Annotated in this window: 13 protein-coding genes; 1 reads left to right on the top strand and 12 read right to left on the bottom strand. The window is 70.6% G+C overall.

Features of this window, described 5'->3' with window-relative positions:
- Positions 1-179: 179 nt before the first annotated feature.
- The 3 genes from dcd to QC818_RS09210 all read right to left on the bottom strand — a co-directional run bounded on the left by dcd (position 180) and on the right by QC818_RS09210 (position 2804).
- Positions 180-746, bottom strand: a complete 567-nt coding sequence (gene dcd, locus QC818_RS09200) for a dCTP deaminase (protein WP_309652557.1) — start codon at positions 744-746, stop codon at positions 180-182.
- 104 nt (positions 747-850) lie between these two features.
- Positions 851-1654, bottom strand: coding sequence for an iron-sulfur cluster carrier protein ApbC (gene apbC / locus QC818_RS09205; RefSeq protein ID WP_374710078.1), 804 nt, complete (start codon positions 1652-1654; stop codon positions 851-853).
- Between the two features lie 133 nt (positions 1655-1787).
- A complete protein-coding gene (locus QC818_RS09210) occupies positions 1788-2804 on the bottom strand; it encodes a coiled-coil domain-containing protein (RefSeq protein ID WP_309652559.1) in 1017 nt (338 codons plus the stop codon).
- 148 nt (positions 2805-2952) lie between these two features.
- On the opposite strand from QC818_RS09210, the gene QC818_RS09215 reads away from it, so the two are divergent.
- Complete coding sequence (locus tag QC818_RS09215; protein ID WP_309652560.1) at positions 2953-3885, top strand: YihY/virulence factor BrkB family protein; 933 nt, start codon at positions 2953-2955, stop codon at positions 3883-3885.
- A 36-nt stretch (positions 3886-3921) separates the two neighbouring features.
- On the opposite strand, the gene QC818_RS09220 is transcribed toward QC818_RS09215, so the two are convergent.
- The 9 genes from QC818_RS09220 to QC818_RS09260 form a co-directional block, all read right to left on the bottom strand.
- On the bottom strand, positions 3922-5346 hold the full coding sequence (locus QC818_RS09220; protein WP_309652561.1) for a phospholipase D-like domain-containing protein: 1425 nt from the start codon (positions 5344-5346) through the stop codon (positions 3922-3924).
- A gap of 158 nt (positions 5347-5504) precedes the next feature.
- Positions 5505-6098 (bottom strand): HupE/UreJ family protein, encoded by a 594-nt coding sequence (locus tag QC818_RS09225; RefSeq protein ID WP_309652562.1) that lies wholly within the window; start codon positions 6096-6098, stop codon positions 5505-5507.
- Between the two features lie 32 nt (positions 6099-6130).
- Positions 6131-6781, bottom strand: a complete 651-nt coding sequence (ureG, locus tag QC818_RS09230) for an urease accessory protein UreG (protein ID WP_309652563.1) — start codon at positions 6779-6781, stop codon at positions 6131-6133.
- Positions 6782-6971: 190 nt separating this feature from the next.
- Positions 6972-7655, bottom strand: coding sequence for an urease accessory protein UreF (locus QC818_RS09235; protein ID WP_309652729.1), 684 nt, complete (start codon positions 7653-7655; stop codon positions 6972-6974).
- The gene (gene ureE, locus QC818_RS09240; RefSeq protein WP_309652564.1) at positions 7645-8160 is read right to left on the bottom strand and encodes an urease accessory protein UreE; all 516 of its coding nucleotides are present in this window, start codon (positions 8158-8160) and stop codon (positions 7645-7647) included. The genes QC818_RS09235 and ureE overlap by 11 nt, the downstream gene beginning before the upstream one ends.
- Before the next feature lie 93 nt (positions 8161-8253).
- Positions 8254-10017 (bottom strand): urease subunit alpha, encoded by a 1764-nt coding sequence (gene ureC, locus QC818_RS09245; protein WP_309652565.1) that lies wholly within the window; start codon positions 10015-10017, stop codon positions 8254-8256.
- Positions 10014-10337, bottom strand: a complete 324-nt coding sequence (locus QC818_RS09250) for an urease subunit beta (RefSeq protein WP_309652566.1) — start codon at positions 10335-10337, stop codon at positions 10014-10016. The genes ureC and QC818_RS09250 overlap by 4 nt, the downstream gene beginning before the upstream one ends.
- A 97-nt stretch (positions 10338-10434) precedes the next feature.
- Positions 10435-10737, bottom strand: a complete 303-nt coding sequence (gene ureA / locus QC818_RS09255) for an urease subunit gamma (protein WP_309652567.1) — start codon at positions 10735-10737, stop codon at positions 10435-10437.
- A gap of 199 nt (positions 10738-10936) precedes the next feature.
- Positions 10937-11839: an urease accessory protein UreD gene (locus tag QC818_RS09260; RefSeq protein WP_309652568.1), complete on the bottom strand. Its 903-nt coding sequence runs from the start codon at positions 11837-11839 to the stop codon at positions 10937-10939.
- Positions 11840-11975: the final 136 nt, after the last annotated feature.

Below are 11975 nucleotides of genomic sequence, written 5' to 3' on the forward strand. Positions count from 1 at the left end.
GAGGTTCGAGGTTCGAGGTTCGAGGTTCGAGGTTCGAGGTTCGAGGTTCGAGGTTCGAGGTTCGAGGTTCGAGGTTCGAGGTTCGAGGTTCGAGGTTCGGCAGGCAGTGTTGATGATCCAGGAGGAGCGAGCCAAGGAGTTCCTTGCGCCTCGCTCCTCGCACCTCGTTCCTGAACTGCTCAAGTCCGGGGGAGCGTCACCCCCCGCTGCCCCATATACTTGCCGCCGCGATCCTTGTAGGAGGTGTCGCAGACCTCGTCGGACTCCAGGAACAGCATCTGGGCCACGCCCTCGTTGGCGTAGATCTTGGCCGGCAGGTTGGTGGTGTTGGAGAACTCCAGGGTCACGTGGCCTTCCCACTCCGGCTCCAGCGGCGTGACGTTGACGATGATGCCGCAGCGCGCGTAGGTGGACTTGCCCAGGCAGATGGTCAGCACGCTGCGCGGGATGCGGAAGTACTCCACGGTGCGCGCCAGGGCGAAGGAGTTGGGCGGGATGACGCAGACATCGCCCTTGACGTCGACGAAGCTCTTGTCGTCGAAGCCCTTGGGATCGACCACCGCCGAGTGGATATTGGTGAAGACCTTGAACTCGTCGGCGCAGCGCACGTCGTAGCCGTAGCTGGACGTCCCGTAGGAGATCACCCGCCGGTCGTTCACATAGCGCACCTGGTCGGCCTCGAAGGGCTCGATCATGCCTTCCCGCTCGGCCATGCGGCGGATCCAGTGGTCGGATTTGATGCTCATGGGTCGTCCTGCTGGGTGGAATCGATACGAAAGGGGCCGCCATGATAGCGGCCCCGGACGGAGGCGTCACGCGAGGCAGGCAGCGGCGCCGCTTGCCCCCGCGCTCAATCGCTGAAGGAGATCTCCGGGCCCTCATCCGTCGCCGCGTCCTCGAGCCGGCGCGCGACCTGCCGGGCCATCCCGCACAGCGTGGCCGTGGTCTCGCCCTCCGGCTCGGCGATCACGGTGGGGCGCCCGCCATCGGCCTGTTCGCGAATCGCCAGCGCCAGCGGTAGCCGGCCCAGCAGCCGGGTATCGTACTCCTCGGCGATGCGCTCGCCGCCGCCCTCGCCGAAGATCGGCTCGCGGTGGCCGCAGCTGGAACACACGTGCAGGCTCATGTTCTCCACCACGCCGAGCACCGGGACATTGACCTTGCGGAACATCTCGATGCCCTTGCGGGCGTCCAGCAGGGCGATATCCTGGGGCGTGGTGACGATCACCGCGCCGTCCACCGGCACCTTCTGGGCCAGGGTCAGCTGGATGTCGCCGGTGCCCGGCGGCATGTCGACGAACAGCACGTCCAGGTCGTCCCAGACGGTCTGGGTCAGCAGCTGCTGGAAGGCCCCGGCCACCATGGGCCCGCGCCATACCATGGGCTCGCGAGTGTCGACCATGAAGGCCATCGACATGGCCTGGAGCCCATGGGCGCGCAGCGGTTTCATGCGATTCTCGCCGGCGGCCTCGGGCCGCGTGCCCTCCTCGATCCCCAGCATCTGCGCCTGGCTGGGCCCGTGAATGTCGGCATCCAGGATGCCCACCCGATAGCCCTCGGCCGCCATGGCCAGCGCCAGGTTGACGGTGACGGTGGATTTGCCCACGCCCCCCTTGCCGGACGCCACGGCGACGATGTGCTTGACCCCTTCGATCACGACTCGCTCCTTACTTGCGGTTGGCGGGCCGCCCGAGCGGCCCGCCCCAGTATACCCGGCACGGCGGCCGGCGATGCAATGCCGCCCCCCTGTCCGACAACGACAGGGGCGCGGCAGAGGCGACCGGCTCTCACTGATCGTCGGAGGGCGCCTGGGCCTCCTCGGGGGAGCTCTCCTCGCTGCCGGCCGTCTCGGTGCCTGTCGTCTCGGTGCCGGCCGACTCGGCCGCGGTCGCCTCGGCCGTGGACGCCTCGCCCTCTCCGGCGGCCTCGTCCGTGGTGGCGGCTCGCCGGGCGACCTGATCGCCGAGCTCGACCAGTTGCTGCCGCCAGCCGGTGACGTCCTGCTGGAGCTGGTCGATCAGGCGACGCCGCTCGCCGATGCGGGTCTCGAGCTCGGCCATCTCGTCGCGGCCGGCCTGGACGCGCGACCGGATGTCGCGGAGCTCGTCACGGGCGGCCTCCCGCTCGGACTCGAGCGTCGCCCGCTCCTCGCGCAGACCGTCCAGCCGCTCCTGGAGCGCCTCGACCCGCGCCTCGAGCCCGGTCAACTCCTCGACGACCGCCTCGCGACGACTCATGGCCTCGTCCCGCGCCTGTTCCGCCTCTGCCCTGGCCTGGTCGGCCGCCTCGCGCCCCGCCTCGGCTTGCTGCCGGGCGGCCTGGGCCTGGTCTCGGGCAGCCTGGGCCTCATCCCGGGCCTGCTCCGCCTCGGCCGCCTGGCGCTGGACCGCGGTCAGGCGCGAGCGGGCCTCGGCGGCCTGCGACTCGGCCTGCTCGGCCTCCTGCGTCGCCTGCGCGAGGCGGGCGTCGGTCTCCTCGAGCGTCGACTCGGCGGTCTCGAGCTCGCCGGTGACCCGCTCGAGCCGGGCCAGGCCCTCCTGGCGGCGCGTCTCCAGGGACGCGATCCCGGCCCGCAGGTCGGCGAGCTCGGTCTCGGCGGCGCTCATCTCCTCGAGGCGAGCCGACAGCGCCTCGTTGTCCGCCAGGGCCGCATCGAGACGTGAGCGCAACGACTCCCGAGCCTGGTTGCTGGTGCTGACGCTGGACTGGGCGATCAGCGCCCAGACGATGGCGATCACCGCCACGGCCGCCAGGGCCTTGACGCGATGATCCCGAAAAAGCTGACGTAGCGAAGTCTCGGCCATGGATGATTTCCTCCGGGCGCCGAACATGCCGGCCGACGGACCTCCGCCGGCCACCGGCTTCAGCATAGATCACGCCGCGCCGCCCGGGGTTGGCAAGGGCCAGGTCGCGCGGCGTATGATGCCGACAATGTCCCTGTCCGGCGAACCCATGATCCGCACCAAGGCCCGAGCCACGCCCCCTTCCCGCCACTTTCGCCAGACCCGTCGCGCGCTGGGCTTCGCCTGGCGGGTGCTGGGCGCCTTCCTGCGCAACCGCGGCATCCTGCTGGCCGGCGGCGTGGGCTACAACATCCTGCTCTCCGTGGTGCCGCTGTTCGCGCTGCTGGTGGTGCTGCTCGCCCGGGTGGTCGACGAGCAGCAGCTGCTGGCCCTGCTGGCCATCCAGGCTCGCCACCTGGCGCCGGCCCATGCCGAGGTGCTGCTGGACGCGGTGCGCTCGCTGCTCGACTCCCGCGAGGCGATCGGCCTCCTCGGCCTGCCGGTGCTGCTGGTGTTCAGCTCCTTCGCCTTCCGCATGCTCGAGGACGCCCTGGCGATCATCTTCCACGCCCCCGACGCCGCCCCCCGGCGCTCGGTATGGATCTCGGTGCTGATGCCCTACGCCTTCATGGTGGTGCTGGGCGCGGGGTTGATGACCCTGACCCTGCTGGTGAGCCTGGCGGATGCGGTCAACACCCTGTGGATGGCGCTGCTGGGCCGCGAGCTGCCGCTGGCGGGGCTGTCCGGCACCGCCCTGAACCTGATCAGCTTCGCCGGCGTCTTCCTGCTGTTCAGCGCCATCTACAAGGTGATGCCGGTGGTCCGGGTCGCGCTGCGCCGCGCCCTGGTGGGCGGCTTCGTGGCCGCCCTGCTGTGGGAGGGGATACGCCTGCTGCTGGTCTACTACTTCGCCCACCTGTCCTTCGTCAACGCCGTCTACGGCTCCCTGGCGACCCTGATCGTGGTGTTGCTGACCCTGGAGGTCGGCGCCGTCATCCTGCTGCTGGGCGCCCAGGTGATCGCCGAGCTCGAGCGCAACGCCCGCCTCGGCCTGCCCTGGTACCTGGACTCGCGCCATCAGGCGGTGACCCACGTGGACTGATCGCCCACCCGAGCGCGAGCCCCCGCCGGCGGCGTCCTAGAACGTCGAGAGCCCGGTGGCCTCCATCAACCGATAGCGCCAGCCGGTGACCCGGCCGACCGCGTCCGCCTGGTCATAGGGCTCGCTGGTGGTGCGCTCCGGCGTCGACTGCCAGCGGCGGGCGAAGAACGCCTCGGCGTCGGCCAGGGCCGGCAGGCTCGCCGGGCCCAGCAGCCGCACGCTGGTCTCCAGGTTCAGGTCGTCGAGGTTGCGGCGCGTGAAGTTGGCCGAGCCGAGGATCAGCTCGACCTCGCCGCCGTCGGCGGGGCGCCGCATCAGCAGCTTGGTGTGGCACTGCTCGCCACGGGTCACGCACCAGCGCACCGGGATGCCGGCCGCGACCAGCTCCTGAGCCACCGGACGATTGGGGATGCCGCCCTTGTCGAGGCCGAAGGCCTCGCGGTTGGGGTCGAGCAGCACGCGAATCGCCGCGCCCCGGCGGCGGGCGGCGATCAGCGCCTCGATCAGCTCGCGATGCGCCAGGTAGAAGACCGCCACGTCCAGCCGGTCGCCCTCGCCGGCGCGCTCGACGGCGGTGATCAGCGCATCGCGGATCGCCCCCTCGGTCAGCAGTTGCAGGCGCGGGCCGATCAGGTCGTCCTCGGCGGGCGGCGGTGCAGGGCCGGGCAGCGTGGTGCCGGACCAGCCGGCCACCACACGCTCCGAGGCCAGCAGGTCGAGGGCCGCCGCGCCCTCGATGCGCAGCGCCACGTTGCCGTGCAGGCTGCTGGCGTCGTGAGGGTTGGCCGAGGTCACCAGTCCCGCCCAGCCGTCGCCCCGATCCACCACCAGGGTCTTGCGGTGATTGGCCCTGACGTTGGCCAGCGCCAGGTAGCTGCGCAGGGTCACCCGACCCGGCCCCAGGGCATTGGGCAGCCAGCCTGCCGCGGCGCTGTTGCCCAGCCAGCGCGGCCCCAGCTGCCAGAGGCCGCTCCACAGGGGATTGGAGGCCCGCAGCCGCTCCAGGTCGGTGATCACCACCTCGACGCCGGCCGCCCGCAGCCGCTCGAGGTGGGAAAGCTCGAGCCCCCCGTAGAGGGTGTTCAGCGGATCGGTGATCAGCACCGCCCTGAGCCCGGGATGCCGGCGCCGCTGGCGCACCAGCGCCTCGGTGAGCTGCGCCGAGAGGGGGCGAAAGTCGACGCCCTCGGCGGCGCCGGCGAAGTCGTTGAACAGGAACATGTCGACCACCACCAGGCGCCGGGCCTGGCCGATCATCGCCAGGGCCTCGTCGAAGATCGCCTGGCGGCGGTGGCGGCGCCCCTCGGCGTCGTACCAGGTCTCGTCGACCAGCAGCCGCGGGGCTTCGGCGAGGCGCAGGGGATGCGCCTGGCCGATGCCCTCGGGCAACGGCTTGTAGCGCTGCCAGATGCCCATGGCCAACCAGGCCAGCAGCAGTGCTCCGAGCATCCAGGCCCACATGCGACGCCTCCTCGTCCCGACCATCTCTCCTCGCCTCCCTGGCGCTTGCCGCGGACACCGTCGCCCGCGACCTCCGACGCCAGGATAACGCGGGAGCCGCCGGAGCGCAGCGCGCCCGGCACCAGGCCGGGCGCGGGGGAAGGTTGGCCGCCGTCGGGTCAGCCGGCCGCGAACAGCGCTCCCATGGCGGCGATGGCCACGCCCAGGCCCCGCAGCAGCCGCTGCTCGCGGGCCATCAGCCAGCCGGCGACGCGACGGCCGGCGACGGTCAGGGCCAGGGTCGCCAGGCTGAAGCCGGCCAGGTACGGCAGGGTGCTGGCCCCGTGAGGCATCTCGGCGGCGTGAGCATGGCCGTGGAAGACCATGAAGGCGACCACGGCGATCCCTCCCGGCGCCGGGGACACCCGGGCCAGGGCGGCGACCAGCAGCCCGGCCAACAGCACGCTCAGGGCGATGCCCAGCTCCACGCCCGGCAGCGCCACGCCGCCCCAGCCCAGGCCGGCGCCGAGCAGCATGCCGCCCACCGCCAGCAGCGGCACGACGCGGCCCATCGCGGCCGACTGGCGCATGCTGAACAGCCCGATGGCCAGCATCGCCAGCAGGTGATCCAGCCCCAGCAGCGGATGGCTCAGGCCCGCCGCGAAGCCGCCGCCGGCGACGTCGTGGCCGGGGTGGGCCCAGGCGCTGCCGGCGACCAGCATCAGGGAGGCGGCGCCCAGGGCACGCGTGCGAACGAGGGAAGACAGTTTCATGGCGATCTCCTTGCCGTGATGAGTAGAGGGATTCAGTCGGCGTCGACGTGCCGGGGCCGGCGCTCCGGCGGCCGGCGCTCCGGCAGCATGCCGCGATCGAGGATGAAGGCGATGATCTCCTCGACTCCCACCCCGTCGTGCAGGTTGGTGAACACGAAGGGCCGCTCGCCGCGCATCATCTGCGCGTCGCGCTCCATCACCGCGAGCGAGGCATGAACCTGCTCGGCGATGTCGATCTTGTTGATGATCAGCAGATCCGACTTGGTGATGCCCGGGCCGCCCTTGCGCGGGATCTTGTCGCCGGCGGAGACGTCGATCACGTAGAGCGTGAGGTCGGAGAGCTCGGGGCTGAAGGTCGCCGAGAGGTTGTCGCCGCCGGACTCGACCAGCACCAGCTCGAGCCCCGGGTGGCGCGCCTGCAGGTCGTCGATGGCGGCGAGGTTCATGGAGGCGTCCTCGCGGATGGCGGTGTGCGGACAGCCGCCGGTCTCGACGCCGAGGATGCGATCCGCCGGCAGCGCCTCGTGGCGGGTCAGGAAGTCGGCGTCCTCGCGGGTGTAGATGTCGTTGGTGACCACGGCGATATCGTAGTGATCGCGCAGGGCCCGGCACAGCTGCTTGAGCAGCGCCGTCTTGCCGGAGCCCACCGGGCCGCCGACGCCGATACGCAGGCAATGGGTCATATTCTCGCTCCTTACATGAATGCCACTTGGTTAAGAGAAAGGAAGCAGGAAGCGCGGCGATGCCGCTAGAAGGAAGCGCGGCGATGCCGCTAGAAGAAGGAAGAACGGCGCTTCGCGCCTGGGAAGAAGGCCCTTGACACCCGACGCCTGGGACCAGCCTGGCTTCCCTCTTCCCTCTTCCCTCTTTCCCCTAGCTCCTGAACAGCCGCGAGTACTGGGTCTCGTGCTGGGCGCTGGCCAGCGCCAGGCCGGGCAGCATCGGCCCGAGCTCGTCGTCGTCGCGGCCCAGGGCCGCGTCCACGGCGGTCACCAGGGCCGGGCGCAGGCGCTCGATCAGCCGCTGGGCGGCGGTGTGGCCGAGCGGCAGCGCCTTGCAGGCCACGGCGAGCTGGTTCTCGAGCCAGGCCCAGGCGAAGCCGAGCAGCGCCTGGCGCGGCGTCACGCCCCGGGCATGGGCCAGCCAGGCGAAGACGCCGACATAGCCCATGCCGGTGAGGCGCGACGGCTCGGGTGGCGTCAGCTCGAGGCTCGTGAGCAGCCGCGTCAGGGCGCTGCCGAGACGCGCTTCCTCGGCGGCGAGTTCGGCGGTCTCGCGGGTGGCGGCGAGCCAGCCGTTCCAGTGCTCGAGCGCCTCGACGTCGTCCTCGGCCCAGGCCACCATGAAGCGCGCCAGGACCGGCAGCTCGCAGCGTGCCAGGCCGTCGTCGAGCACGCCTTCCAGCCACTCGCCAAGGTCGTCCTCGCCGCGCACCCAGTCGAGCTCGAAGGCGCTTTCCAGACCCTGGGACCAGGCGAAGGCGCCGATCGGCAACGCCGGGCTGACCAGCTGCATCAGCCCCAGCAGCGCCAGATCGTCGCTCGACTCAGTGGGCATGGTCATGACCGTGATGGTGGCCGTGATGATGGTGATGGCCGCCCTCCCCGGCGCGGGCATAGGCGCCGGGCTCGGGATCGAAGGGCGCTTCGTGACGCTCGAGGCGCGCGCCCAGGCGCTCGGCCAGTGCCTCCAGCACGTGATCCGGCGGGAAGCGGACCCAGCCCAGACCGGTAGACCCCGCATCGGCATCGGCGCCGATGGCGAGCTGCACGTGGCGATTACCCAGGTGATAGCTCAGCCGCGCCAGCGGCAGGCCCGACTCGAGGCGCGCGGTAACCACCGGTTCCACGGCGGCCTGGACGCGGATCGTCTGGCCGTCCTCGCCGGTCAGCCCGTCGCCGTGGCGCAGCACCGGCCCGCGGTCGAGGAAGATCCCGAGCTCGCGGCCGCCGTCGGAGCTGGCCTTGAAGCGCCCCCGGGTGCGGGTCGCGTAGTCGAGGGTCAGGGTATCGACGGCGGCGCTCGCCTCGATCGGCCCCAGGCGTTGATTCAGTTTCCACATGACGATGTCCTTGGTTCTTGGGAGAGGGGTAAGGCATGAGGCGTAAGGTGTTCTCCCCCTCATCCCTCACTCCTCCCCCCTCACTCCTCACCGCTAAAACAGGTGATAGCGCTGAGCCAGGGGCAGCTCGGCCAGGGGCTCGCAGCTCAGCAGCTCGCCGTCGCAGCGCACCTCGTAGGTCTGCGGATCCACGCCGAGCTCGGGGCAGGCGTCGTTGAGCTTCATATCGCCCTTCCTGACCCGCCTCACATCGCGGCAGGCCACCAGCTCGCTGTCGAGTCCCAGCCGTTCCTTGATGCCCGCCTCCAGCGCCGCCTGGCTGACGAAGGTCACCCGGGTCGCGCTCGCCGCGCGGCCGAAGGCGCCGAACATCGGCCGGTAGTGCACCGGCTGCGGGGTCGGGATCGAGGCGTTGGGATCGCCCATCGGCGCGGCGGCGATCATGCCGCCCTTGAGGATCAGCGCCGGCTTGACGCCGAAGCAGGCCGGGTTCCAGAGCACCAGGTCGGCCAGCTTGCCGACCTCCACCGAGCCCACCTCGTGGCCGATGCCGTGGGTGATGGCCGGGTTGATGGTGGTCTTGGCGATGTAGCGCCTGGCGCGGAAGTTGTCGGCGCCGCGCGCCCGATCCTCGGGCAGCAGGCCGCGCTGCAGCTTCATCTTGTGGGCCGTCTGCCAGGTCCGGCAGATCACCTCGCCGACCCGCCCCATGGCCTGGGAGTCCGAGGCGATCATCGAGATCACCCCCAGGTCGTGGAGGATGTCCTCGGCGGCGATGGTCTCGCGACGGATGCGCGAGTCGGCGAAGGCCACGTCCTCGGGAATGTTCGGATCGAGGTGGTGGCAGACCATCAGCATGTCGAGATGCTCGTCGATGGTGTTAACGGTATAAGGCCGGGTCGGGTTGGTCGACGACGGCAGTACATAGGGCCTGGCGCAGGCGGTGAGGATATCCGGCGCGTGACCGCCCCCGGCGCCCTCGGTGTGATAGGTGTGGATGGCGCGCTCCTTGAACGCGGCCAGGGTGTCCTCGACGAAGCCCGACTCGTTGAGGGTGTCGGTATGGATGGCGATCTGCACATCAAAACGCTCGGCCACCGACAGGCAGGTGTCGATGGAGGCCGGCGTGGTGCCCCAGTCCTCGTGCAGCTTGAGGCCCATGGCGCCGGCCTCGAGCTGGGCCTCCAGCGCCTCGGGCAGGCTGGCGTTGCCCTTGCCGAGCAGGCCGATGTTCATCGGCAGGGTGTCGATCGCCTGCAGCATCTTGCCCAGGTGCCAGGCGCCGGGGGTGCAGGTGGTGGCGTTCGAGCCGGTGGCGGGGCCGGTGCCGCCGCCGAGCATGGTGGTCACGCCGCTGGCCAGCGCCTCCTCCACCTGCTGCGGGCAGATGAAGTGGATATGGGCGTCGATGTGGCCGGCGGTGAGGATCTTGCCTTCGCCGGCGATCACCTCGGTGCCGGGGCCGACGACGATCGCCACGTCGGGCTGGGTGTCGGGGTTTCCGGCCTTGCCGATGGCCGCGATGCGCCCGCCCCGGAGGCCCACATCGGCCTTGACGATGCCCCACCAGTCGAGGATCAGGGCGTTGGTGATGACGGTGTCCATGACCGCGCCGTCGTGGCGCTGGCTCTGGCCCATGCCGTCGCGGATCACCTTGCCGCCGCCGAACTTGACCTCGTCGCCGTAGTGGGTAGCGTCGCGCTCGACCTCGACCCAAAGCTCGGTGTCGCCCAGCCGCACGCGATCGCCCACCGTGGGGCCGTACATATCCGCATAGGCCTGACGGCAGATCTTGTTTGGTGAGCTATGGGGAGAGCCGTTGGGGGTGGTGTTCGGGGCGTCCCCGGAGGCACTCATGAGGTTTCTCCCTGATCGAGGCGGCCCATGACGTCGCCGCGGAAGCCGTAGATGCGCCGATGGCCGACGAACGGAATCAACGTCACCTCCCGGGACTGGCCGGGCTCGAAGCGGATCGCCGTGCCCGCGGGCACGTCCAGCCGCAGGCCGCGGGCCAGGGCCCGGTCGAAGACCAGCGCCGGATTGGCCTCGGCGAAGTGATAGTGGGACCCGACCTGCACCGGGCGATCGCCGGTGTTGGCCACCGCGAGGGTAATCCGTTCACGCCCCTCGCAGAGCGCGATCTCGCCGTCCTGAAGCCGATATTCACCGGGAATCATCTGTTCGCTCCTTTCAGTCGCCGTGAGGAGTGAGGGGGCAGGCGCGAGGCGTAAGGGGTGAGGCGCATCGTTCTCCTCACGCCTTCCCCCTCGCGCCTCACACGATGGGGTGATGAATCGTCACCAGCTTGGTCCCGTCGGGGAAGGTCGCCTCCACCTGCACCTGGTCGACCATCTCGGCCACGCCCTCCATGACGTCGTCGCAGCCGAGGATCTCTCGGCCCTCCCCCATCAGCTCGGCCACGCTGCGCCCGTCCCGGGCACCTTCGAGGACATGGCAGCTGATCAGCGCCACCGCCTCCGGATAATTCAGCTTCAGGCCGCGGTCGCGCCGCCGTTCCGCCAGCAGGCCGGCGGTGAACAGCAGCAGCTTGTCCTTGTCTCTCGGGGTCAGCTCCATCGCAATAGCTCCCAAACCATGTCGTTTACCTTCAGTGCCTGCCAGCTGGAAGAGCGGCGCTATGCGCCTAAGAAAGGGCGGCGATGCCGCGATAAGAGGGAAGACCGGCGCTTCGCGCCTTGAAGAGGGATGAAAACCCTTGACGCCCGCCCCTTGGAGCCAGCCTCTCTTCTGTCTTCCGTCTTCCTTCTCTTGCCGGTCAGGTCCGCCAGATCCGCGGCAGGCAGGCCTCGCGACCCGCCAGCCGCGGACGCAGCACCTCCCAGGCCCGCTGGCACAGCGACCAGGCGGCGTTGCGCTCACTGCCCAGGTAGCGCAGCAGCAGCACGCCCTGGCGCGCCGTGACCGCCCACTCTCGGCTCGCCGGCAGCGCCTCGCGCAGGGCCTCGATCGCGCCGGCCGCGTCGTCGAGCCCCACCGCCCACAGCGTCGCCTGGACGCTCGCCCCGCCCTGTCCCCAGGCGCCGCGGAAGCGGCGATGGGTCGGGTCCAGCGCCTGGCGCTCCCACCACAGCGGCTGGCCGTCACGGCTGAGGCGAAAGCGCTGCTCGATGGCGCCGGAGACATAGGGCAGCCGGCTGGCCGGCCGGCCCAGCGCCAGCACTTCCCAGCCCAGGCAGCGCGCGCCGGCGGCCAGGTCGATGTCGGTGACCTGGCGGCCCTTCGAGCCGTCGAAGGCGATCGTCTCCTGGGGCAACCATTCCAGCAGCGCGTCCTCGGCCACGCCGAGCCGGGTGTGCTGATGCCAGCGCACGCCCTGGCTGTCGGCGCGGTAGAGCTTGTTGGCCGCCGGGGTGGTGAGCAGCGCCTGGGCCCCGGGCGCCAGCCGGGCCTCGATGGTCAGCTCGTCGCCGCTGACCAGCCCGCCCGGGGGATGCAGCAGGTAGACGTGGCAGGGGCCGGGCCAGCCCCGCTCGTCGGGAGCCTCCGGATAGAAGGGACGCTGCACCCGCAGCGGGCCCTGGTGGCGCGCCTGGACCAGCCGGGTATGGCCATCCGCCCTGGCATCGAAGGCCAGCGCCAGCGACGCCGCCCAGCGGCGCTCGCCGTCGAAGCGGTGGCCAACGGCCTGATCCGGCGGGGCCGGCGCGTGCAGGTTCATGGTGGCGACCTCGATGTCGGGGATCTCGATACGCTGAATGCCTTTCAGGCAAATCAGGTGCCAGGCCACCCATCTGAACGATTAGCCCTTCACTATCAGAAAGTTGAAGCAATGGATGCTCCATCGACACCTTGTA

The organism is Halomonas koreensis (assembly GCF_031451675.1).
GTDB lineage: Bacteria > Pseudomonadota > Gammaproteobacteria > Pseudomonadales > Halomonadaceae > Halomonas > Halomonas koreensis.

Excerpts from the sequence above, each read along its gene's own strand:
- dcd (WP_309652557.1), bottom strand. The coding sequence starts at position 746 with ATGAGCATCAAATCCGACCACTGGATCCGCCGCATGGCCGAGCGGGAA.
- QC818_RS09210 (WP_309652559.1), bottom strand. The coding sequence starts at position 2,804 with ATGGCCGAGACTTCGCTACGTCAGCTTTTTCGGGATCATCGCGTCAAG.
- QC818_RS09215 (WP_309652560.1), top strand. The coding sequence starts at position 2,953 with ATGATCCGCACCAAGGCCCGAGCCACGCCCCCTTCCCGCCACTTTCGC.
- QC818_RS09220 (WP_309652561.1), bottom strand. The coding sequence starts at position 5,346 with ATGTGGGCCTGGATGCTCGGAGCACTGCTGCTGGCCTGGTTGGCCATG.
- QC818_RS09225 (WP_309652562.1), bottom strand. The coding sequence starts at position 6,098 with ATGAAACTGTCTTCCCTCGTTCGCACGCGTGCCCTGGGCGCCGCCTCC.
- ureG (WP_309652563.1), bottom strand. The coding sequence starts at position 6,781 with ATGACCCATTGCCTGCGTATCGGCGTCGGCGGCCCGGTGGGCTCCGGC.
- QC818_RS09235 (WP_309652729.1), bottom strand. The coding sequence starts at position 7,655 with ATGCCCACTGAGTCGAGCGACGATCTGGCGCTGCTGGGGCTGATGCAG.
- ureE (WP_309652564.1), bottom strand. The coding sequence starts at position 8,160 with ATGTGGAAACTGAATCAACGCCTGGGGCCGATCGAGGCGAGCGCCGCC.
- ureC (WP_309652565.1), bottom strand. The coding sequence starts at position 10,017 with ATGAGTGCCTCCGGGGACGCCCCGAACACCACCCCCAACGGCTCTCCC.
- QC818_RS09250 (WP_309652566.1), bottom strand. The coding sequence starts at position 10,337 with ATGATTCCCGGTGAATATCGGCTTCAGGACGGCGAGATCGCGCTCTGC.
- ureA (WP_309652567.1), bottom strand. The coding sequence starts at position 10,737 with ATGGAGCTGACCCCGAGAGACAAGGACAAGCTGCTGCTGTTCACCGCC.
- QC818_RS09260 (WP_309652568.1), bottom strand. The coding sequence starts at position 11,839 with ATGAACCTGCACGCGCCGGCCCCGCCGGATCAGGCCGTTGGCCACCGC.